Genomic DNA, 20,839 nt, shown 5'->3' with positions numbered 1-20,839 from the left:
CCCAGCTGTCATGACCCTATTGCTGGCCCCGATGGAGGGGCTTTTGGACTTCGTGTTGCGTGACGTGCTCACCCGGGTGGGCGGCGTGGATCGGTGCGTGTCCGAGTTCATCCGTATCACTGGCAGCCTGTTGCCCGACAAAGTGTTCCTGCGTTACATACCCGAGCTGAACCACGGCGGCCGCACGCTGGCAGGGGTGCCCGTGCGGGCGCAGCTGCTGGGATCGGACCCGGTCAGCATGGCCGAGAACGCGGCCCGGCTGGCAGAGCTGGGTCCGGAAGGCATTGACCTGAATTTCGGTTGCCCCGCCAAGACGGTGAACCGCCATGGGGGTGGCGCGGCCCTGTTGCGCGAGCCCGAGCGCATCGCGGCGGTGGTGGAGGCGGTGCGCCGCGCCGTGCCCGCGCATGTACCGGTGTCCGCCAAGATGCGCCTGGGCTACGACGATGCAGGCCTGGCGCGTGAATGCGCGCAGGCCATGGCACGCGGCGGCGCCTGCGAGCTGGTGGTGCATGCTCGCACGAAGGCCGACGGCTACCGCCCACCCGCGTACTGGGAGCAGATCCCCGCGATTCGCGAGGCGGTGGGCATTCCGGTGGTGGCCAACGGCGAGATCTGGACCGTGCAGGACGCACTGCGGTGCCGCAGCGTGTCGGGCTGCGACGCTCTTATGCTGGGCCGCGGCATCGTGGCAGACCCGGGCCTGGCACTGTCTATCCGCGCTCACGACCGCGGTGCGCCTGCACTGGGCCTGCCCTGGGAAGACCTGCTGCCGCACATGGAGCGCTTCTGGCATCTGGTGTGCGAAGACCTGGAGCCGCGCCAGCGCGCCGGCCGGCTCAAGCAGTGGCTGAACCTGCTGCGCCGCCGTTACCCGCAGGCGCAGGCCGCGTTCGACGAGGTGCGCGTGATGACCGACCAGCAGGCCATTACCGCGTGGGTGGCGCGCGTCTGCGCTGGGGCATCTGTCACAGCAGGTGGTCGGGCGCCAGCGGCCCCAGCAGCTTGAGCAACAGCCGCAAGGCCAGGCTGCTGTCGGGGTCGGTGTGCGCATCCTCCAGGCCGCTGCCCTGCGGCGCGCGCCAGACCAGGTCACCGTCGGCGCTGCGTTGCAGGTGCCACGCCCCCTCGCGCATGGCGGTGTCGATCTGCTGCGCAGCTTCGGCGGCCAGGGCGCGGCTGCGAATCAGCAGGGCGATCTCGGTGTTGTGCAGCTGGGAGCGCAGATCCAGGTTCATGGAGCCGACCACCACCATGCGGCCGTCCACGACCATGACCTTCGAATGCAGCATGGAGCGCGAAGCCCCCACCGCGCTGGCGCCCGAACTGCCAAAGGCCGAGCGCAGGCCGGCCTGCTCGCTGCGCAGTTCGTACAGCTCCACACCCATGGCCAACAGGTCTTCGCGGTGGCGGGCATAGCCCACGTGGGCAATGGGCGCGTCATTGGACGCTAGCGAATTGGTGAGCAACCGCACACGCACGCCGCGCTGGCGCGCACGTGCAAAGGCGCGCTTCATGTCGTCGCCTGGAACGAAGTAGGGTGAGATGATGAGCAGCTCGCGCCGTGTACGGTCCATGAGGGTGAGCAGCCCGTCCACCACCGTGTCCCCGCTGGACACGGGCGCTGCGGGCGCCGGCGGTGCCTGGGGCGTGTCGCTGGCTTCCGGATGGGCGCCCGGCGTTGTGCCCACGCGTATCGCGGCGGACGGTGGCGGTTCGTCACCCTCCAGCGGAATCTTGGTCGGCTCGTCCACCAGCATGGCGGCGGGCGCCCATATGAAATCGACGGTGCGCAGGTCCATGGGCTGCGTGTCCCATTGGGGCGATGAGGCGCGGGGGCGGTCTGCAGGGGCGGTGGAGCCGGGCGAGCCGGCTTCCGCGCCTGCCTTCTCGCCACTGCTGCGCACCTGCGCACGCAAACGGTCCAGCTCTTCTCGGCTGACGAGCGACTGCACGGGATAGGCGCGCGGGTTGTTCCAGTAGCTGTCAAAACTGCGCGACATGTCGGCCACGATGGGGCCGACGGCCAGCACGTCCAGGTCAACAAAATTCTCGGCCTCTGCCTTGCCGAAGTACGCGTCGCCCAGATTGCGCCCTCCGGTCACGCCCATCATGTTGTCGGCCAGGAACAGCTTGTTGTGCATGCGCTGCTGCACACGCGAAAAATCGCTGACCGCGCCCCACATCCGGCCCAGGAACGATGCGCGGGGGCCCGCCACCGGGTTGAACATGCGCATTTCGATGTTCGGCTCGAACGCCATGCCCATGACCAGGGCGTTGCGCCCCGTGCTGTGGAAATCGTCGAGCAGGATGCGCACGCGTACGCCGCGCCGCGCTGCGTTCACCACGCTGCGCAGCAGGTGCGCGGAGCTGGCATCGGCATGGATGGCGTAGTACTGCAGGTCCAACGTCTTCTGCGCCGATTGCACCAGCGCGAGCCGGCTGCCATAGGCCTCCTGCGGGCCGCTCAAGAGGGAGAATCCTGACGCATGGCGGGCGCCTGCCTTCTGTCGCAGCTGTTGCACTATGGTGGCTAACTCCGTAGGCTCGCCCGCCGTGTCCAACGCCATGGACACGGGCCGGTCCACATCCTTGGGCAACCCACCGCAACCGCCGAAGGACAGGACCAGCAAAGCCATGATCGGCCAGCGCGACCAGGTGCGATGGCGAAGGTGGCGGAGCAGGTCTATGAAGGACATCGAACGCAATAAGGTGAGGTGACGACAGGGGTATAGCGCGAAACTCGGCAGCGCGACTGTCGGACAACGGCATGCAAGCACGCGGGCGTGTGGTGCATCGCCTGGACTGCGCAGGGCGGGATTCAGAAGTCCGCGTGCCCCGCGATGCGGGCCACCACCCGTAAATCGGGCCCCACCTGCTGCACGGCTTGGAATTGCATCGGAATCCCGTCGGCCAGCGTCTGCAACGGCCCCCAGTTGGACAGGCCCTGGGCTCCCTGGCCCAGCATGATCGGGGCCAGATAGAGCAGCAATTCATCCACGAGCCCTTCCCGCAGGAAGGAGCCGTTGAGCTTGTGACCGGCCTCCAGGTGCAGTTCATTCACGCCTTCGCGGGCCAGGTTGCGCAACAGGGCGGGCAGATCCACCTTGCCCTGGTCATTGGGCAGTTCGGTGATCGTGGCGCCGCGTGCCCGCAGCGCCGCGGCGCCAGCGGCATCTGGCCGGGCGGTGTAGATCAGTACACGCCGGTCGGCAACGTCGAAAAGCCGGGCATTCGCAGGCGTCTGCAGCAGGCTGTCGACAATCACCAGATGCGGCTGGCGTGGGGTGGCGATCTCCCGCACATCGAGGCGCGGATCATCCGCCAACACGGTGCCGATGCCTGTCAACACGGCGCAGGCGCGGGCACGCCAGGCATGCCCGTCGGCACGGGCCGCCGGGGATGTGATCCATTGGCTGGTGCCATTGGCCAATGCGGTCACGCCATCGAGCGAGGCCGCGGCCTTCATGCGCACCCAGGGGATGCCGCGCACCATGCGGCTGAAGAAGCCGATATTCAGTTCGCGCGATTGCGTACCGCCGGGGCCCACCTCCACCTGCACTCCCGCAGCCCTCAGCCGCGCGAACCCTTGACCCGCCACCAGCGGATTGGGGTCGGCGATGGATGCCACTACGTGTGCAATGCCGGCCTGAATGAGCGCATCGCAACAGGGGCCGGTGCGCCCCTGGTGTGCGCACGGCTCCAGCGTGACGTATGCGGTGGCGCCGCGCACGTCGCATCCCCGCGCGGCTGCGTCACGCAAGGCCATCACCTCGGCATGGGGTGCCCCTGCGCGCTGGGTAAAGCCCTGGCCCAGCATGTTGCCGTTAACGTCGGTGATGACGCATCCCACGCGGGGGTTGGGATTGGAAAGAAAAAGCGCCTGGGCGGCGAGCCCAAGCGCTTGGTTCATGGAGGGGGAAATCTCAGTCATGGCGCCGCGATGGTAGCGCCCTGGGCTGAATTTATTTGCCCCAGCAGTCGGGGTCGTAGCCGCTCTCTCCGGACTTCTTACCGGCGGCTCCCCGCACGCCGGTATTGCTGAGGGTATAGGTGCCGCATTTGTCCCCTGTCTGTGCGCCTTTGGGTGTCGCCGTCAATACATAGGCTGCGGTGGTATTGCCTGCTTGAAAGGCAATGTCGTAGCGCTTGGTGTTATCGGCGGTCCACGTGAGGGCGCTTGGCAGGCTGGTGGGGTAGGTCCCGGTGGCAGTGGCTGCCCGTTCCAGCCATTGTTGAGCTTGCAGCAAGCCCGCACGGGCATCGGCGCGGTGGCCTCGCCGTACGTATTCGGTATAGCTCGGATACGCGATGGCCGACAAAATGCCGACGATCGCCACCACGATCATCAGCTCAATCAGAGTAAAACCTCGGTGCTGGTATTTCATGTTTTCATCGTCCAGTCAGAACACATGCGAGGCAGTGAGCCGACCTCCCTCACGAGAGAAACAACTGCCCCGCGATCCATGCGTTTCACTTGAGCTGCCGCCAATTGGGGCGCAGGGACATTTCGGGCATGCGGCGCATCTTCTCCTCGACGAGGTCGGAACCCGTTCCGCCCGGCTTAGGCTGCCGGCCTCGCATGTGGATGCGATTGTCCTTCGTGATCATCGTCAGAGCCCCAGGCGGCATGCTATAGCGTGCCAGTCCAGTGGGGCCATCAATGATAGGCACGCGCGGTGCTTGGCCATCCATGATGTTGATGAAGGTCACATACTGGGTTTCCTTGACCACGGCACCCCCTTCACAGCTTTCGACAGAGGGATCCAGACGAGAGCCCTTTGCGGGGATTTGTGACGGGACCACAAGCAGATTGCTGCCGTCATAGAACTGCATCGGCTTGAGCAGGCGCTCGCGCGTCAGCGGGAAGTCCATGAACCAGCCCTTCTTTTCCGCCCAGTTGATGGTAGTGGCGTTCACTTTCCAGAACTGCCGCCCATCGCGGGTCTGCGCCACAGTACTGGGTACCGTGGTCTGGACCAGTTCGTCTTGCGATACGGCACGGGGCAGATCGGCACTGGACTTGACCAGTTCACCGCAGACACCGGAGGTGGTCGTGCAGACGTTGATCCGTCCGGTGGGTTTTTCATTGGGTGCGGTACCCGTCATCTCGCGGACGTAACGGGTGTTGTCCAGGACGGAGTACAAAGTCTGCTGCTGCAACTCAGCCTGGTCGAGCTTGGTGATGTTCCGGCCCGTGCCAAAGGCGACCATCATCCCTCCCACAGGCAGAGTCTTGTCCACACCGCCTTCGGTGACGGTCTTGGTGCGGTCGTTCACCCGTACCGAGGGGGCAGCGGTAATGGATTGCCGGGTGGAACTGTTCGTGTTGGCAGAGTGGCCAGTGCCTCGATTCGCAATGAACAGTGGCGTGCCGGCAGGTTTGCCTTCCCAACTGGCGACACCCCAACTGCTTGAATCTTTCGTGTTGATGAGGAACTTCCAAAGGTTGCCCTTAAGGTCCCCTGCGTATACGACATCGGGCTTGCCATCACCACTAATGTCTACGAGCCGAGGAGCTGAAAGGCCGTTTCCGCTGTCCGTTGCTACCGCCGGGATGCGCAGAAGTTCTTTGTCGCCGTCGAGGTACTGGATTAACAGTACAGGCCGTCCGTTGGCACTGTTGTACCCGTTACCCATGACGACGGCCCAGCGGTTGTTGTTCAGCCGCACGATTTGCGTGGTGCGTTGGGGGTTGGCATCATCCAGCACCGGTTTGGCAAAGATGTGTCCCAGATCGTCGATGGCATCATTGTTCACCGGTGTCGTACTGGCGGGCAGCGTTTTGTCCATCACAACCAGGTTGTTGGCATTGGCCTTGGTGAAGCTGCTGGCGCCGCCATCGGTGGTGCCTGGGTTCGTCACATCCAGAACAAAGTAGCCTCTGCCACCGGCCCCGAGGGTGCCCACCAAGAGCGTTTTCCACGCGCCATCGAATACGTCGCCGGTCATCGGCGAGCCGTCGACGAAATACTGGTGGTTGTTGTTGAAGGAGGGATTAGTGAGCTTGGGAAGGTCACGCATCACGCCGCGCGGGACATAGGCGAGGCGTTCCGTTCCATCCTTCGCTGTGAACCCGTGCAGCATCCCATCATTTCCACCTACATACAGCATGGGCTCGCGTTTGGCCCAGGTACGCGTGAATGCGGCATAACCTTCCATCGCGTAGTTGCTGACAGGAGCACCCACGTACCAGACTTCTGAATTGACGATGCTGCCCTGCCGGCTCCAGCGCTGCCTGAACGGCTTGTCCGTAGTACAGCCGGAGCTAGGGCACTCCAGGCTGCGGTCACCCCGCAAATAGGCTATACGGTTGGTACCGCTTTCCCCTGTAGTCCCTGAGGGCCCTCCATCTGCTCCGGTTGCTTTGAGGAGGGTTTGCTGAGCCTCGCTGAGGCTGGCCCATTCGAAGGATGTGCCCCCGATTTCCTCGGTACTTCCACTGGGAATCGCGTCGCTCCAAGTAAGCACCAGGCGATTGGAAACATTGAACGATGGGTCATCAAGCTTGTCTGCAGTGGTCTTGCCTTCCCAGGCTTGTTCCGTGGAACCATCGTCGCTTTTGAAGGTTTCGGCTGAGACGGCGCCACGCCAGCCTTCTTTGGGAACGTAGCTCGCAGTGAAAATGCCTACGTCGTTCTGCGAGGCGTTGCTACCGCTGGTGGCGGTGGAGCCTCGGTCGGGCTCGGTTTCGGCGTTGATGGTGCGCACGATCTGCCTGAACGCCTCCTTTAAGTCTTCGCCCTTCTCCACAGCGTAGAACTGGCCGCGGCCGTTGATAGCTGAGTGCCACATGTCCTGGCCCTTGTCACTGAGGGCCCTCCACTCGTAGGTGCCGTTGGCGTACTCGGCAAAGTCGCCATCGAAACCATAGGGAAGCGTGGATTTTGGAGGGGTGATGGTATTGGAGCCTGAGGTGGTTTTGTAACTGAGCTGGGGCAGTGCGTCGGCGCTGAATCCGATGGTGAAGGTAGTCAGGTGCGCCCAGTCGGCGGGGTTGTAGCGGGGGTTCCAGAATTTCTCCAGTGTGGCCGTTGCTCCGGTAACGTGATTCTTGAAGATCTCCGTAGGGGGCGCGTTCTCGTAATCGGGCAAGGGCGTTACCTTGCCATGGAGGCTGGTTGCGGGTTGCAGCGGATCGGCCCAACTCATGAAAGCCCAGTCGGCGACGGTTGAGTTCTGCTTGTCGCGGTAGGGCCGCGTTTGCGATGAGGTAACGTCATACGTCTTGCCGTTCGGCAAGGGCTTGTTGTTCATAGTCGAGTCCGAGCCATAGCCGTCGTAGTTGGGCTTGGAAGTGTCGGGCGCGATTGCGTGACTGCTTTGCCATCCGCCATCGGTCAGCAGAATGTGGTAATTGCGTCGGCAGCCCAAGGGCTTGTTGTCGTTCTTGGCATCCGCCAGTTTGGTGCCGGGCACGTCGGCCCAGGGGCCGTTTTGATGAAGGGATGCGCGCATGTACTGGTCGGCATTGCGCACCATTTGGGGGGTTGGGGTAGTGCCTAGGCAGGTACCGCTATAGCGGTCGACGTAGTCGAGGAAGGTGGCGCGGTGGGTACTGTCCAGTATGCGCATCAGGTTCTTGCTGCTCGCAGAGGACGCGGCGGCGGTGCTCAGGTGCTGGAGGGCGAGGCCAGAGACGTAGCCGCAGCCGGAGGACTTGTCGTGGTTGTAACTCATGCCCATGGATTGCCAGGCCAAGCGGATTTTTCCGTTGGGCAGCAGGGACTCGTCGCTGAACGTTTCCTTGAGGGCATCTTTCAAAACCTTGGCGCGTGTGCCCAGACCCGCGCCCGCACTGCTGCCCATACTGCCCGAATCGTCCAACGACAAAATTACGTTCGGTGCCACATACGGCTCCACAGTGCCTGGCGGCGCTTGTGCAAAATCTAACGCGGCCAGCGCGCTCTGTGACGAGAGAGCGGCGCCAATCAAAACGGCCAGTGGTGTTTGTCGAAAATGGCGGCGGGCGCTTGCATGGAAAGGCATGGCGTTCTCCGTTGAAAATAGTACTGAAATCTGGCTGTAGGGCTTGTCTGTCAAGCGCTAACAGCTCCTATTTCTATAGCTCTTAGTCTTTGAGTCGGTGCCGCACGTATGTCTGTTGCACCACCACCCGCGTATTGGCCTTGCGCCCCTGGGCCATGGCGGTGATGCGGTAGATGACGTTGGGCTGTACGTTTACTGCCAGGTAGTTGGCGCCGATGCCTGCGATCAGGTTGGCGTTGGCAACGTCGGGCAGGTAGGGCAGCACTTCGATCCAATACCAGCCGCCCTGGCCTGTAGCCGTATTTCGCAAAATGGGGTTGGCGGGTGAATCGTCATTGCCCACTTTGGCGCCGGTGTAGGTGCCGTAGCGCGTGCCCACGGCCTGCATTGCGGCAAGGCCGGTATTGGCATCGTTGTCGTTCCAGAAATCTTGGTAGCCCGTACGCTTGAGGCACAGGCCATCCTTGCAGCGCGGCCCGGTATTTATGCCTTCGAGAGTGGCGAGGAGTTCTGCAACGTCTTTCGCCTCCACGGGAATCTTGGCAACCGAACCCAGACGGCATACGGGCGCAGAGCCCGTACACACTGTGCCATCTGCGCGTTCTCCCCGAATGTCCAGCTCCGCGTCTTGCAGCAGCGCCTGGGCTGCTTCCATGGCGCGCTGGTAGTCTGCATCGTTGCCCACGACCAGCTCGTTGAAGAGCGAGGTGCGTGACGCCCACAGCGCCAGCAACATGGAGAGCATGACGAAAACAAGGACCACGAAGAGTGCGACACCGCGCTGCGCGCCTTGGGAGCTGCGTGGGAGTCGATGTGTAGGCATGCGCTGGTGCATGGTGAATGTGCCCGACATTGGTTAAAGCACCGCGCCTGTTTGGCCTTGGCCGCGCAACTGGGACACGCTGCGGAAAGCGAGATGCAGGCGACGTGCCCGTTCGCCCGTGAGCGTGCTGTAGGCCACGGGACCGGAACATCCTGTATAGGTACTGCCCGCCGGAAGGTCGATGGGCTCGTTTCCGTACAACTCCAGGCAAACCTCTACAGCCTGCACCTTGGCCCATCCATTGGTGGCTGATTCCACTGCACTGTGGCTGGCCACGTATTCGACTTGCGGGATGCCGGGGGTGGTCGTGATGTCCTGCATCACGTAGCGCACCTGAAAGGCTGCCACATTGCGAACAATGGGCTCGTCATCAGCGCCGCCATCGCCGCAGCGCAGTACGCCGTCTTGCAGCCGGAAGTTGCTGCGTGTGACTGTGGTTCCCGCGCGGCCTAGGCAATTGAATGCCTGATGGGCCTGATATTCGGGGGCAGCGCCCGTGGTGACTTTCTCTGTGAAACTCGCAAAGCCGAATATGGGACCGCCGGGCTTGCCCGATGGCGTGTAGAAACCGACTGTGTCGGTGGCTGGGTCCCAGCCGGCGTCGCTGCCTGACGGGGGTGTGCGCGCCTCGAGGGCGACTGGCACCACATGTTCCAAGGTGTCGCTTGCTCCCGCCATCGCTCCAGAGGGGAATAGATCCAACTTGAGAGAACCGGCTTGGCGGATTTGCTGGCCGATGACGCGCATGGCGTAGGAGCCTTGCTGCTGAATTTCGCTGGCGTCACTGACTGTGCCACTGACGCCGCGAGAGACCATGAGCGCTCCCATTGCCACGGCGACGGTGAGCAGCCCAATGATGAGACCGACGAGCAGTTCGATGAGGGTGACGCCGCGTTGGCGCTGCGGAAAAGGTGCTGCAGAACGTGTCATGCCAATAGCCTTGTGATGTCGTCCTGGAGGGTCAGGCCCCGGCACAGAAGTGCCAAGTCGAGCCGGCCCAGATATCGGGGGCACAACGTGCACTGATGGGGATGTACTGAAGGTGGCAGGTAAAGCTGGCGTCGCCACAGCCGGTGTCCAGCGTAGTTTTGCCAGTGCCACTCACGAAACTGCCGTCAGCCTTTTGAAGCTTGCTGGCATCAATGTTGTTCTTGTATTTCTTTTTATCCTCCTCAGTGCCGTCGATTTGGCGCTCGTTCTCCCGCCAACGGAGCATGATTCCCAGTTGCCTTTGGTTGCCCGCAGCTCCATCTTCCCCTTTAGTGAGAAAGACCACGCCGTCTCCGGCGGGAAGAGTGTTGCGAACCAAGGTACGCCAAGCCCACAGGTCGTAGGCGGCCAGCTGGGCTGGTGTGCATTTGGCTGTGGTGCAGTTCACGCTGGGAGCAGTCAATGCGGACCCCCAGCTATCGGCCACATAGCTGGCGGCCGCACCGCCTGTGGGGTTGACGGCGTTGAGCGCGTTGGGGTGAACCTTGAGCCGTTCGCTCAGGTCCTCGATGAGCCGGATGGCTTGAGCTCTACGCACAGTGGTTTGCGTGTCGCTGAGCGTACGCATCTGAACACCTACGACACCCAGGATTCCCAGGGCAGCAACCACGATCGCGACCAGAGACTCAATCAGGGTGATGCCGCGCTGGCTTCTGGGGCGGAAGGAGACGGAGAGGGTCAGGGCGTGCACGGAAGTTCCTCCGATCGAATGGTGCGAATACGTCCGCCTGCGCTCATGCAAACGCCGCGGGCAGCAGGGTGACTGACTGATTGATCGAGTGGCACGATGCTGAAACCCACCCAGGTGCCATTCACTAGTCCCCAGCGATTGAGCTTGATGGCGGTGCCACCGCCCGTGCGGGTGACCTGGACCCTGGATGGAGTCTCATAGCGCTGCAACACTGGCTCTGTGGAACTGCATGTGCCATTGCCGTTCGTGTCTTCGCAAACGAACCATCCGCAGTCCCAGTCGGCGTTTCCGGTCGCGGTGGTGCAGCCATTGGTGTTGTTGGCAATCTTTTGGATGAGCACGTTTCCTCCGCGCTTGATGGCTTCCGAGCGGGCGTAGTGCAGTGTGGACTTCAACATGTCGGTGGTCTGCGTGATGCGCCAGCGCTCAATGAGCGCAGAGAAACTGGGAGCCGCCAGGGCTGCAAGCACGCCCACGATAGCGACGGTGACCATCAATTCGACGGCTGTGAATCCCTTGTTCCTGAGTCTTTTGGCGTCGCGGGTGTGCTTTGCTAAGAGAAAGGAGGGCATGTGGATACCTCGTCATAGTCGAGCCTTCACATGGGAGTCAGCAGGTGGCAGCCTGCCGTTTGATGGCCGCTCCGCCGTTAATGCACAAGGACGCAGCGGAGGAGTCATTGCTGAGCTTGCCCTGGGGGACCAGGCGAAAACCGAAGGTGGACACGCCCGCACCTTTGTTCATGCGCCCCCATCGGTCTAGCGTGATGGTGCCCCCTGCAGGGTCCGGCGTGACGGAGACACGATCGGGAGCATTGGACGTTTGCAAGGTGGTGCTTGCTGAACACGCGCCGGCACACACTGACCAGCCTGTGGCCCAGTCGGCGCCGCTTGTTGCGACGACTGTGATATCCCCGCCACGCTTGATGGCCTCGGATCGCGCGTAATACAGTGTGGATTCCAGGCCGTTGGCTGCCTGCCGCACGCGCCATCTTTCAATGATCGGAGTGAAACTAGGCGTAGCAAGCGCTGCAAGGACGGCCATGATGGTCACCACCACCATCAGCTCGATGACGGTGAAACCGCGTTCGGCAGTCTGAGGCCAGTGCTGTCTGGAAGGTGCGTGCGGGAGTTGCATGCCGGCATGCTAGGCAGAATTCATTGCATGTGTTTGGAACGAAGGATGAGCGGGGGGTTAGTGCCGACAGACGGCGCATTGAGACGTGTGGTCAGCAGATCCGATGTCCGACAAAGCATGAGTTAGCGCGAACCGCGCGGCTTCCGTGTATCGCTTGTATTCACGTTAGGCTCACCCCATGCCGCTCTGGACTCTGGATCCTTTCCTCCTGGCTTGCGCCCTGCTGCTGGCGCTGGCCATTGACGGCCGTTGGGGCGAGCCCCCTGCTGCCTTTCACCCCGTCGTGTGGATGGGGCGGGCGCTGGGGTGGGCCGGTATGCGCATCGCGCCGCTGCAGGCCACAGGTCGGGATATACGGTCTTTTTGCGCTGCAGCGATTTTCTGGTGCGCGCTGGCAGCTATCGTTTTAATAGTATCCGGCGCTTTGCAGTGGGTCGCCTTCGCGTTGCTTCCCGTCTGGGGTGCAGCGCTCGTTGTGGGATTGCTGCTGAAACCTTTGCTGGCCTGGCGCATGCTGCGCGGGGAAGTGCTGGCGGTGGAAGATGCGCTGGCGCAGTCGCTGGATGCGGGGCGCGAGCGACTGTCCTGGCTGGTCAGCCGTGATGTGCAAGGGCTCGATGCGGCGGCCGTGCGCGAGAGCGCCATTGAATCCCTGGCCGAGAACCTCAGCGACTCCGTGATTGCGCCGCTGTTTTGGTTCGTGCTGCTGGGCCTGCCCGGTGCGGCGCTTTACCGCTTTGCCAATACGGCCGACGCGATGTGGGGATACCCCGGCATGCGCGGCGGGCGCTACTGGCAATGGGCGGGCAAGTGGGCGGCGCGTGCGGACGATGTGCTGTCCTGGCTGCCCGCGCGCATCACGGCGGTGCTGTTGTGGGGCATCTCGCGCGGCAGTGGCGCCCGCTGGACTGATCTGCGCGCGCAGTCGCGTCTCACGCCGTCGCCCAACGGCGGGTGGCCCATGGGGGCGATGGCGCTGGCGTTGGGGGTGCGCCTGTCCAAACCTGGTGTGTACGTGTTGAACGCCCCCGGGCGTGCGCCCCAGGCCGCGGACACGCAGCGTGCGGTGCATTTGGCATCAAAAACACTGCTAGCGCTTGTGGTGCTTGCGGTAGCAGCTCTGTTATTGATAGCTATAGTGCACACCCATGTCTGACCATGCGCCACAGCACGGCGGCCCGGATGCGCTGGGCGTGCCGCTGCATGACTTCTCCACCAACGCCAACGCCTGCGGTCCTTGTCCGCAGGCCATCGCGGCGCTCCGGCAGAGTGACTTCATCCACTACCCCGACCCGGCCTACACCGCGCTGCGCGCGCAGATTGCCACGTTCCACGGCGTGGCGGTGCAGCGCGTGGTGCTCTCCGCCAGCGCCAGCGAGTTCATTCATCGCATCACCGCGCACGCGGCACGCAGCGGCGCGCGCCAGGTCGTTGTGCCCGCGCATGGCTACGGCGACTACACCCGCGCGGCCCAGGTGTGGGGGCTGGACTGCCGCCACACACCTTCTTCTGAGCCGGCGCTGCACTGGGCGTGCGAACCGGCCAGCCCGTTGGGAACGACCGATGCTGCACTGGCGGCGTGGTGCGCCCCGGCCCCTGTCGGCGTGTTGCGCATACTGGACTGCGCCTATGCACCACTGCGCCTGGAGGGAGCCACCACCGTAGCGCCTGATGTCGCCTGGCAGATGTGGACGCCCAACAAGGCGCTGGGCCTGACCGGCGTACGCGCGGCCTATGCCATTGGGCCGAGTGCCGCGGTCGCCGATGGCAGTGTCGCCGCTGTGCAGGCGCTGGCGGCCTCCTGGCCGGTCGGTGCCGACGGTGTTGCCCTGTTGGCGGCCTGGGTCCGGCCGGATACGCAGGCATGGCTCGCGCAATCGCTGGCGACCCTGCGCGAATGGAAGGCCGCGCAACTGGCGCTGTGCGCGGCCCTGGGCTGGGCCGTTGCGCCGGGCAGTCTCGCCAACTTCTTCACGGCATGTCCGCCGGTGCAGGATGTGGGGACCTTCCTGCAGTGGCTGCGCGCGCGTGGCGTCAAGCTGCGCGACTGCACCTCGTTTGGCCTGCCCGGGCATGTGCGCCTGGGCGTGCTGCCACCGCAGTCGCAGCGGGCGTTGGAGGTATCGTGGCGCCTCTACAAGGAATCGCAATGAACAAGACCCGACCCGGGCCGGCGCGCTGCGTCATGGTGCTGGGCACCACCAGCGGTGCGGGCAAGAGCTGGCTGGCCACCGCGCTGTGCCGCTACTACAGCAACCAGGGCCTGAAGGTGGCGCCTTTTAAGGCGCAGAACATGAGCAACAACGCGCGCGTGGTGGCTGCACCGGGCGAGCAGTTCGGCGAGATTGGCAGTGCCCAGTATTTCCAAGCGCTGGCAGCGCGGGCCGTGCCCGACGTGCGCATGAACCCGCTGTTGCTCAAGCCCGAAGCCGACACGAAGAGCCAGGTGGTGCTGCTGGGACAGGTGAGCGATGAGCTTTCGCAACTGCCATGGCGCGGCCGCAGCCAGCGTGTGTGGCCGCAGATCGCGGCGGCGCTGGACGCACTGCGGGCCGAGAACGACGTGGTGGTCATCGAAGGCGCGGGCTCGCCGGCAGAGATCAATCTGCACGCCAGCGACGTGGTCAACATGCGCGTGGCGCGCCATGCTGAGGCGCGCTGCCTGCTGGTGACGGATATCGACCGCGGCGGCGCCTTTGCCCACCTGTTTGGCACATGGGCGTTGCTGCCCGAGGAAGAACGCGCGCTCATCGCTGGCTTCGTGCTCAACAAGTTCCGGGGCGACGAGGCACTGCTGGCGCCAGCGCCGCAAATGCTGCAGGACAAGACCGGCGTGCCCGTCGTCGCCACCATTCCGATGCAGTGGAACCATGGCCTGCCCGAGGAGGACGGCGTGTTCGACATGCGCTCCACCGCCGTCGGTGCCGTGCATACGCGCATCGCCGTGGTGGCGTATCCGCGCATCAGCAATCTGGACGAATTCCAGCCGCTCAAAAATGTGCCGGGTGTGCGTCTGTCCTGGGCGCGCAGCCCCGCGGATGTGGAGGGCGCCGACTGGATCGTCCTGCCCGGCAGCAAGGCCACGGCGGCTGACCTGGCCTGGCTGCGCGCACAGGGGTTGGACGCGGCGATTGCTGCCCATGCGGCACGCGGTGGCCGTGTGCTCGGAGTCTGCGGTGGACTGCAGATGCTCGGCGAGGCGTTGATCGACACCGTGGGGGTGGACGGCAATGGCCCAGGCCTGGGCCTGCTGCCGTTGGTGACGAGCTTCGAGGCCACCAAGACCGTGCGGCCCACGCGCCAGTGCTTCGGCGCCGTACAAGGCGCCTGGCGGCATCTTGCCGGCGTGGCTGTGCAAGGCTATGAAATCCACCACGGCCAGACTGCTCAGCACCCGGCCATGGCAGCCAGCGGCGATGTGGCGCGCGAAATCATGCCCGGGTTGGCGTGGCAGAACCCCGGGGGCAATGTGCTGGGCCTGTACCTGCACGGCCTGTTCGAGGACGCAGCCGTGCTGCGGGCACTGTTCGGTGCCGATGCTCCGACACTGGATGCGGTGTTTGAGGGGCTGGCCGCCGGCATCGCACGGCACTTCGAGCCCAGGGCGTTGGATGCCCTCGCTGCGCAGTAAAGGACGATAACTGCGGTTGAATTGCGGTTGTTATCATCCCCGTCCTCAGGTGCCCGCTGCCGCAAGGCAAAGGGAGAATCGGGAAGGCGGTTGGAGTCCGCCGCGTGCCCAACGCTGTAAGGAAGATGACCCCCGCTCAATGCCACTGGCCGCCAAGGCCGGGAAGGCGCGGCGGGTCAGATGAATCCAAGCCAGAAGACCGGCCTGAACGTTCATCGCGCTGCAAGGCCAGGCAGCGTGCGACCTATTCACGCACAGGGGACTGCCATGAATACCGCGCAGGCGCAAGCCACGCAAAGCGTTCACGCCTTTACGCAAGAGGCCCGCGACGCCATTTACCGCACCATCTTTTCACGCCGTGATGTGCGCGGGCAGTTTCTGCCCACCCCGGTACCGGACGAGGTGCTCAGCCGCATCCTGACCGCGGCGCACTATGCGCCTTCCGTAGGCTTCATGCAGCCATGGAACTTCCTGTTGGTGCGATCGCAGGACACCAAGCGCCGGGTGCATGGTGCCTTCGCCAAGGCCCATGCCGAAGCGGCCGGTATGTTCGAGGGCGACAAGCGCGCGGTATACCAGCGTCTCAAGCTCGAGGGCATTCTGGAGTCGCCCATCGGCCTCTGCATCACGTGCGACCGCGAGCGCACCGGTCCGGTGGTGGTAGGGCGTACCCACATGAAAACCATGGACCTGTACAGCAGCGTCTGTGCCGTGCAAAACCTGTGGCTCGCCGCGCGCGCCGAGGGGCTTGGGGTGGGATGGGTGAGCATCTTTCACCAGGCTGACCTGCAGCAGGCGCTGGGTATTCCCAAGGGCATCACCCCCATCGCCTACCTGTGTGTCGGCTATGTCAGCCACTTCCATGCCAAGCCCGAACTGGAAACCGCTGGCTGGCTTCCGCGCCTGCCCGTGGAAGACCTGGTGTACTTCGAGCAATGGGGGCAGCGCGACGACCAGCAGCCGCTCATCGCGCATCTGCGGTGCGACCAGGCTGCGGCGCAGTGCAGTCGCCAGACCGCACCGGCATAAGCCAGCCACAACGCATGGGGCCCGCCCCGCAATACGGCCACCTCTTGATGTGCGCCCCGTGAGTCGGGGCCGCGCTGGACCTTTTTTGACAATCGAAACACGCCATGATCATCGACCTGCCTTTCATTGCTGACCTCACCGATCGGCCGTTGACCCAAGCCCTGCAGCACAAGCTGGACAACAAGACCAAACCACTGGGTGCGTTGGGGCGCCTGGAGCAACTCGCCCTCCGTCTGGGCCAGATCCAAGGTACCGAATCACCCATGCTGCAGGCGCCGCAGATGCTGGTGTGCGCGGGCGACCATGGCCTGGCGGCCAAGGGCGTATCGGCCTACCCGAGCGACGTGACCTGGCAGATGGTCGAGAACTTTCTGGCAGGCGGCGCAGCCGTGAGCGTGCTGGCGCGCCAGCACGGCCTTCAGCTCACCGTGGCCGACTGCGGCGTGGCGCGCGAAGTACCCGCGCGCGACGCCGTTCCCGATGCGCCTCGCCTGGTGCACTGCCGTGTGGCGGCGGGCACGCAGGACGCGAGCGTCGGCCCTGCGATGACCGAGGCGCAGTGCGCCCAGGCGCTGCGCAACGGCATGGATATCGTGCGCGCCATGCCCGGCAACGCGCTGCTGCTGGGCGAGATGGGCATCGGCAACACGTCCGTGGCGTCGCTGTTGTTGGCGCGTCTGGCAGGCGTGCCGCTGGCCGAGTGCACGGGTGCCGGTACGGGACTGGATGCGGCAGGCATCGCGCGCAAGCAGGCCGTGCTGGAGCAGGCGCTGGCGGCCAACGCCGGTGCTAGGCAGCCCTTGGAGGCCCTGGCCGCCCTGGGTGGTTTTGAAGTCGCCACGCTCACCGGCGCCGTGCTGCAGGCCGCCGCCGAGCGTCGTGTGATCGTGGTCGACGGCTTCATCACCTGCGCGGCTGTGCTGGTGGCCGTGCGCCTGGCGCCTGCCGTGCTGCAGCGCTGTGTGTTTGCCCATCGCTCCGGCGAACGGGGCCATGGCCACATGCTGCAGGCTTTGCAGGCGCAGCCGCTGCTGGACCTGGGGCTGCGCTTGGGAGAAGGCTCAGGTGCCGCTCTGGCTTGGCCGTTGCTGGAGTCGGCATGCCGCGTGCTGCGCGAGATGGCGAGTTTTCAAGCGGCCGGGGTGGACGGAGCGATGCGCTAAGTGTCTTGCCGGCACTTGCCATCTTCAGGATGGGCGCATGAGGAATTCGACGGGGCTGTGCAACCAGAAGCGGTCCTATCACGCACCGGTAAATAGTTAAATACTGTTGATCTAATTTGCCAATTGATGAAAAAGTAGTAAGAATCTTCTCTACCAAGTGACCTATTGAAACCCTGGTACTACACGTCCGACCAGCCCGACCTCAAGGCCGGGGACTACATGGTGGACCAGTTCTTCCCCTTCGTCATCGAGCGCGACCGCTATGGCCTGCGCGTGCTGCCGGAGAACCTGGGCAACCTGCAGTATTTCGAGTTCGGGGCGGATGAGGAGCTGACATCCAAGGAGGTGCTGGAAAACGCGCGCTACCAGAAGGTCGTGCGTGACGGCTTTGCCTCGTTCTTCTTCCACCCCTTCCTGGCGGTTGAGTCCCAGGCGCAGAAGTATGACGGGCGCGGTTATACGCACCTGAAGGAAATCGTGGATGGCCTGACGGCCATGGGCTACACGTGGACCTCACCCAGCCGCCAGCGCAAGCCCTGACCCTGACACGGCGCGCGGCCATGGTGGCTATGCTGCCGTGCGCGGTGTCTTGGCCGCCGTCGTCCGGCGCGCCATTGCGCCACCTCGGCGGCATGGTGTGGCAGCCCAGCCTGCGCACGCTGCGCCCCCAGGGCAACTGGGCGCAACTGGGCGTTCGCCGCCTGTTGGTGCAATGGACGGCGGTGGATTCACAGGCTTTTGTGCCGGGCACCGGCCTGCCTCCGATCGCGGCTGAGCTACCCGACTGGGAGCGCATCGCCGCCGAGCCCTGGGCCCAGGAGGTGATCGTGGGACTGGCGGCCATGCATGGAGAGGCGCAGGCACGTGCCTCGGTGGCGCTTCTGGTGGAGCAGGCGCACGCCCTGGTGCCCATCGTGCAGCGGCTCCCGCTGAAGCTGGGTGGCTGGTATTTCCCCCTGGAGGTGGATCCCACCTGGCTGCCGGGGCCAGAGTGGTCCCAGGGCCTGGCGCAGTTGCCACGCCCGCTGTGGATCAGCGCCTATGACAGCGCCAACCTTGGCCCGCACGCGCTGGCGGACTGGATCGAGCGCTGGCTGCCGGGCGACGTAGGGGTGTTCTTCCAGGACGGCGTGGGCGTGCATGCGCGCAGTCCGGAGGTTGCGCTGAAGTACTTGCAGGTGCTGACCTACCGCCTGGGGCAGGCGCGCGTGCAGATGATTGCCGAGGCTTTTCGCCCCGCGCCAGAAGGCGGGTTCCGCAGCGCCACGGCGGCGGAGTTCCTGCCGCAGATCGATGCCTACAAGGGGTGGGAGGTGCTGGCCTTCGACGGCCCGCACTACCTGGGAGAGCCGCTGGTGGCTGAGCTGGTGGCGCAGGGCGTGCGCTGATGCCGGCGGCTGCCGCGGCAGCACCCCGCAAGGTTGATCAACCCGCGTTGAACGGCGCCGGCGTCTTCGGCTCGTAGTCGCACCAGGGTGCGACCACGCATTCCCAGCAGCGCGGTTTGCGTGCCTGGCACACGTAGCGGCCCAGCAGAATCAACCAGTGGTGGGCGTCCACCAGATACTGCGGTGGCACGCGCTGCAGCAGCTGCATCTCCACGGCCAACGGGTTCTTGCCGGGCGCCAGGCCGGTGCGGTTGCCCACGCGGAAGATGTGCGTGTCCACCGCCATGGTGGGCTGGCCGAACGCCACGTTCAGCACCACGTTGGCGGTCTTGCGGCCCACGCCGGGCAGGGCTTGCAGCGCCTCGCGCGTGCGCGGCACCTGGCCGCCGTGCTGCTCCACCAGGATGCGGCAGGTCTGCATCAGGTTCTTCGCCTTGGTGCGGTACAGGCCGATGGTCTTGATGTAACCCTCCAGGCCGTCCAGGCCCAGCTCCAGAACGGCCTGCGGCGTATTGGCGACGGGAAACAGCCGGCGCGTGGCCTTGTTCACACCCACGTCGGTGGCCTGCGCCGACAGCAGCACGGCGGCCAGCAGCTCGAATACGTTGGTGTATTCCAGCTCGGTGTTGGGCTGCGGGTTGGCGGCCTGCAGCGCCGCGAAGAAGGGCTCGATGTCCTGGGGCTTCATGGGCGGCGATTGTCGCCGGCTGAGGGGCGCGCCGCAGGAAAGCTGCGCGGCAATTGGCGACAATGGGGGCTACCGTCTTTCACCCATCCACCCGATTGCCGTCCATGCCGCTTGCCTTTGCCGACCGCCTGAATAACGTTGAAACCTCCGCCATCCGCGAACTGTTCAAGCTGCTGGGCAAGCCCGGCATCATCAGTTTTGCGGGCGGCTTCCCGGACAGCGCCATGTTCGACGTGGCCGGCATCCGCGCCGCCAGCGAGCGCGTGCTGGCCGAGGAGCCCGGCGCCGCGCTGCAGTACGGCGCCACCGAGGGCTACCAGCCGCTGCGCGAGCAACTGGCCACCTTCATGCAAGGCAAGGGCGTGGCGGGGCTGGCGCCCGAGCAGCTCATCGTCACCACGGGCAGCCAGCAGGCGCTGGACCTGCTCGGCAAGACCATGATCGACCCCGGTGACAAGGTGATCGTCGAGGGCCCCACCTTTCTTGCGACCATCCAGTGCTTTCGCCTCTATGGCGCCGAGGTGATCAGCGCGCCCGTGGACGGCGAGGGCGTGCAGCCCGATGCGCTGGAGCGGCTGATCGTCGAGCACCGCCCCAAGCTGGTCTACCTGATTCCTACCTTTGGCAACCCCAGCGGCGCCACCTTGAGCCTGGAGCGCCGCAAGCGCGTGCTGGAACTGGCTGCGCGGCACCAGGTGCTGGTGGTGGAGGACGACCCCTATGGCGACCTGTACTTCGGCGAGGCGCCGCCGGCCAGCCTGCTGGCGCTCTCGGCCCAGGTGCCGGGCAGTCGGGAGTGGCTGGCGCACTGCGGCAGCCTGAGCAAGGTGCTGTCCCCCGGCCTGCGCGTGGGCTGGCTGATCGCACCGCCCGAGCTGCTGGCGCGCGCCGTGATGTGCAAGCAGTTCAGCGATGCGCATACCAGCACCTTTGCCCAGGCCACGGCCGCGCAGTACCTCAAGAGCGGCGCCATGCCCGCGACGCTGGCCCATGTGCGCGCCGTGTATGCCGAGCGCGCGCAGGCCATGGGCGATGCGCTGCGTGCGGAACTGGGCGACGCGGTGGAGTTCGTGCAGCCGCGCGGCGGCCTGTTCCTGTGGGTGCGCCTGACAGGGGCGCGCGGGCTGGAGCGTGATGCCGGCGCATTGGCCAAACGCGCGATCGACAAGGGCGTGGCCTTCGTGCCCGGCACGCCGTTCTTCAGCCAGAACCCCGATGCGGCCACGCTGCGCCTGTCGTTCGCCACGGCCGATGTGGCCAAGATCCGCGAAGGCGTGGCGCGCCTCGGGCAGGCGCTCAAGGGTTGATGG

19 protein-coding genes and 1 riboswitch are annotated in these 20,839 nt (G+C 64.9%); of the genes, 9 read left to right on the top strand and 10 right to left on the bottom strand.

Translation table 11 applies throughout. The annotated features are described in order from the left end of the window. The first annotated feature begins 10 nt into the window (after positions 1-10). Positions 11-1,009, top strand: a complete 999-nt coding sequence (locus tag K2L43_RS13615; protein WP_220637774.1) for a tRNA-dihydrouridine synthase — start codon at positions 11-13, stop codon at positions 1,007-1,009. Here the strand turns inward: K2L43_RS13615 and K2L43_RS13610 are convergent. The 9 genes from K2L43_RS13610 to K2L43_RS13570 all read right to left on the bottom strand — a co-directional run bounded on the left by K2L43_RS13610 (position 969) and on the right by K2L43_RS13570 (position 11,630). After that, a complete protein-coding gene (locus K2L43_RS13610; RefSeq protein ID WP_255580455.1) occupies positions 969-2,639 on the bottom strand; it encodes a phospholipase D family protein in 1,671 nt (556 codons plus the stop codon). The genes K2L43_RS13615 and K2L43_RS13610 overlap by 41 nt on opposite strands. 182 nt (positions 2,640-2,821) lie before the next feature. Continuing rightward, complete coding sequence (gene ribD / locus K2L43_RS13605; RefSeq protein ID WP_370632961.1) at positions 2,822-3,913, bottom strand: bifunctional diaminohydroxyphosphoribosylaminopyrimidine deaminase/5-amino-6-(5-phosphoribosylamino)uracil reductase RibD; 1,092 nt, start codon at positions 3,911-3,913, stop codon at positions 2,822-2,824. Between the two features lie 52 nt (positions 3,914-3,965). Continuing rightward, positions 3,966-4,388 (bottom strand): type IV pilin protein, encoded by a 423-nt coding sequence (locus tag K2L43_RS13600; protein ID WP_220637771.1) that lies wholly within the window; start codon positions 4,386-4,388, stop codon positions 3,966-3,968. An 85-nt stretch (positions 4,389-4,473) separates the two neighbouring features. Continuing rightward, positions 4,474-7,989 carry a pilus assembly protein gene (locus K2L43_RS13595; protein WP_220637770.1) on the bottom strand — a complete coding sequence of 1,172 codons (3,516 nt, stop codon included), beginning with the start codon at positions 7,987-7,989 and terminating at the stop codon, positions 4,474-4,476. 82 nt (positions 7,990-8,071) lie between these two features. After that, the gene (locus tag K2L43_RS13590) at positions 8,072-8,824 is read right to left on the bottom strand and encodes a PilX N-terminal domain-containing pilus assembly protein (protein WP_220637769.1); all 753 of its coding nucleotides are present in this window, start codon (positions 8,822-8,824) and stop codon (positions 8,072-8,074) included. 21 nt (positions 8,825-8,845) lie between these two features. After that, positions 8,846-9,742 (bottom strand): PilW family protein, encoded by an 897-nt coding sequence (locus K2L43_RS13585; protein WP_220637768.1) that lies wholly within the window; start codon positions 9,740-9,742, stop codon positions 8,846-8,848. A 31-nt stretch (positions 9,743-9,773) separates the two neighbouring features. Next, positions 9,774-10,484: a type IV pilus modification protein PilV gene (pilV, locus tag K2L43_RS13580; protein WP_172209334.1), complete on the bottom strand. Its 711-nt coding sequence runs from the start codon at positions 10,482-10,484 to the stop codon at positions 9,774-9,776. Beyond that, on the bottom strand, positions 10,481-11,065 hold the full coding sequence (locus tag K2L43_RS13575) for a GspH/FimT family pseudopilin (protein ID WP_011806304.1): 585 nt from the start codon (positions 11,063-11,065) through the stop codon (positions 10,481-10,483). The genes pilV and K2L43_RS13575 overlap by 4 nt, the downstream gene beginning before the upstream one ends. A gap of 37 nt (positions 11,066-11,102) precedes the next feature. Continuing rightward, positions 11,103-11,630: a GspH/FimT family pseudopilin gene (locus K2L43_RS13570; protein WP_220637767.1), complete on the bottom strand. Its 528-nt coding sequence runs from the start codon at positions 11,628-11,630 to the stop codon at positions 11,103-11,105. Between the two features lie 178 nt (positions 11,631-11,808). Between K2L43_RS13570 and cbiB the strand changes: the two genes are divergently transcribed. The 7 genes from cbiB to K2L43_RS13535 all read left to right on the top strand — a co-directional run bounded on the left by cbiB (position 11,809) and on the right by K2L43_RS13535 (position 18,841). Next, complete coding sequence (gene cbiB / locus K2L43_RS13565; protein WP_220637766.1) at positions 11,809-12,786, top strand: adenosylcobinamide-phosphate synthase CbiB; 978 nt, start codon at positions 11,809-11,811, stop codon at positions 12,784-12,786. After that, on the top strand, positions 12,779-13,783 hold the full coding sequence (locus tag K2L43_RS13560; RefSeq protein ID WP_220637765.1) for an aminotransferase class I/II-fold pyridoxal phosphate-dependent enzyme: 1,005 nt from the start codon (positions 12,779-12,781) through the stop codon (positions 13,781-13,783). The genes cbiB and K2L43_RS13560 overlap by 8 nt, the downstream gene beginning before the upstream one ends. Next, complete coding sequence (locus K2L43_RS13555) at positions 13,780-15,261, top strand: cobyric acid synthase (protein ID WP_220637764.1); 1,482 nt, start codon at positions 13,780-13,782, stop codon at positions 15,259-15,261. The genes K2L43_RS13560 and K2L43_RS13555 overlap by 4 nt, the downstream gene beginning before the upstream one ends. 30 nt (positions 15,262-15,291) lie before the next feature. Next, positions 15,292-15,484: riboswitch (cobalamin riboswitch) on the top strand. A gap of 44 nt (positions 15,485-15,528) precedes the next feature. Further along, positions 15,529-16,290, top strand: a complete 762-nt coding sequence (bluB, locus tag K2L43_RS13550) for a 5,6-dimethylbenzimidazole synthase (RefSeq protein WP_011806299.1) — start codon at positions 15,529-15,531, stop codon at positions 16,288-16,290. Between the two features lie 104 nt (positions 16,291-16,394). Continuing rightward, positions 16,395-17,453 carry a nicotinate-nucleotide--dimethylbenzimidazole phosphoribosyltransferase gene (cobT, locus tag K2L43_RS13545; protein ID WP_220637763.1) on the top strand — a complete coding sequence of 353 codons (1,059 nt, stop codon included), beginning with the start codon at positions 16,395-16,397 and terminating at the stop codon, positions 17,451-17,453. 165 nt (positions 17,454-17,618) lie between these two features. Continuing rightward, positions 17,619-17,993, top strand: a complete 375-nt coding sequence (locus K2L43_RS13540; protein WP_255580453.1) for a DUF2334 domain-containing protein — start codon at positions 17,619-17,621, stop codon at positions 17,991-17,993. Next, positions 17,960-18,841, top strand: coding sequence for a hypothetical protein (locus K2L43_RS13535; protein ID WP_370632960.1), 882 nt, complete (start codon positions 17,960-17,962; stop codon positions 18,839-18,841). Before K2L43_RS13540 ends, K2L43_RS13535 begins: the two co-directional genes overlap by 34 nt. A 37-nt stretch (positions 18,842-18,878) precedes the next feature. Here K2L43_RS13535 and nth read toward each other — a convergent pair whose 3' ends face one another. Next, a complete protein-coding gene (nth, locus tag K2L43_RS13530; protein ID WP_047349476.1) occupies positions 18,879-19,529 on the bottom strand; it encodes an endonuclease III in 651 nt (216 codons plus the stop codon). Between the two features lie 104 nt (positions 19,530-19,633). Between nth and K2L43_RS13525 the strand changes: the two genes are divergently transcribed. Continuing rightward, positions 19,634-20,836, top strand: a complete 1,203-nt coding sequence (locus K2L43_RS13525; protein ID WP_103737483.1) for a PLP-dependent aminotransferase family protein — start codon at positions 19,634-19,636, stop codon at positions 20,834-20,836. Positions 20,837-20,839: the final 3 nt, after the last annotated feature.

Source organism: Diaphorobacter sp. MNS-0 (assembly GCF_019602835.1).
Taxonomy (GTDB): Bacteria; Pseudomonadota; Gammaproteobacteria; order Burkholderiales; family Burkholderiaceae_C; genus Diaphorobacter; species Diaphorobacter nitroreducens.
The sequence above is the reverse complement of the archived record's forward strand: the minus strand, read 5'-3'. Positions and strand labels throughout refer to the sequence as shown.

Bases quoted from the DNA above. Each gene is read 5' to 3' on its own strand.
- K2L43_RS13525 (WP_103737483.1), top strand. From the start codon at position 19,634: ATGCCGCTTGCCTTTGCCGACCGCCTGAATAACGTTGAAACCTCCGCC.
- K2L43_RS13575 (WP_011806304.1), bottom strand. From the start codon at position 11,065: ATGCCCTCCTTTCTCTTAGCAAAGCACACCCGCGACGCCAAAAGACTC.
- cobT (WP_220637763.1), top strand. From the start codon at position 16,395: ATGATCATCGACCTGCCTTTCATTGCTGACCTCACCGATCGGCCGTTG.
- nth (WP_047349476.1), bottom strand. From the start codon at position 19,529: ATGAAGCCCCAGGACATCGAGCCCTTCTTCGCGGCGCTGCAGGCCGCC.
- cbiB (WP_220637766.1), top strand. From the start codon at position 11,809: ATGCCGCTCTGGACTCTGGATCCTTTCCTCCTGGCTTGCGCCCTGCTG.
- K2L43_RS13600 (WP_220637771.1), bottom strand. From the start codon at position 4,388: ATGAAATACCAGCACCGAGGTTTTACTCTGATTGAGCTGATGATCGTG.
- bluB (WP_011806299.1), top strand. From the start codon at position 15,529: ATGAATACCGCGCAGGCGCAAGCCACGCAAAGCGTTCACGCCTTTACG.
- K2L43_RS13595 (WP_220637770.1), bottom strand. From the start codon at position 7,989: ATGCCTTTCCATGCAAGCGCCCGCCGCCATTTTCGACAAACACCACTG.
- ribD (WP_370632961.1), bottom strand. From the start codon at position 3,913: ATGAACCAAGCGCTTGGGCTCGCCGCCCAGGCGCTTTTTCTTTCCAAT.
- K2L43_RS13610 (WP_255580455.1), bottom strand. From the start codon at position 2,639: ATGGCTTTGCTGGTCCTGTCCTTCGGCGGTTGCGGTGGGTTGCCCAAG.
- K2L43_RS13590 (WP_220637769.1), bottom strand. From the start codon at position 8,824: ATGCACCAGCGCATGCCTACACATCGACTCCCACGCAGCTCCCAAGGC.
- K2L43_RS13585 (WP_220637768.1), bottom strand. From the start codon at position 9,742: ATGACACGTTCTGCAGCACCTTTTCCGCAGCGCCAACGCGGCGTCACC.
- K2L43_RS13560 (WP_220637765.1), top strand. From the start codon at position 12,779: ATGTCTGACCATGCGCCACAGCACGGCGGCCCGGATGCGCTGGGCGTG.
- K2L43_RS13570 (WP_220637767.1), bottom strand. From the start codon at position 11,630: ATGCAACTCCCGCACGCACCTTCCAGACAGCACTGGCCTCAGACTGCC.
- K2L43_RS13555 (WP_220637764.1), top strand. From the start codon at position 13,780: ATGAACAAGACCCGACCCGGGCCGGCGCGCTGCGTCATGGTGCTGGGC.
- K2L43_RS13615 (WP_220637774.1), top strand. From the start codon at position 11: ATGACCCTATTGCTGGCCCCGATGGAGGGGCTTTTGGACTTCGTGTTG.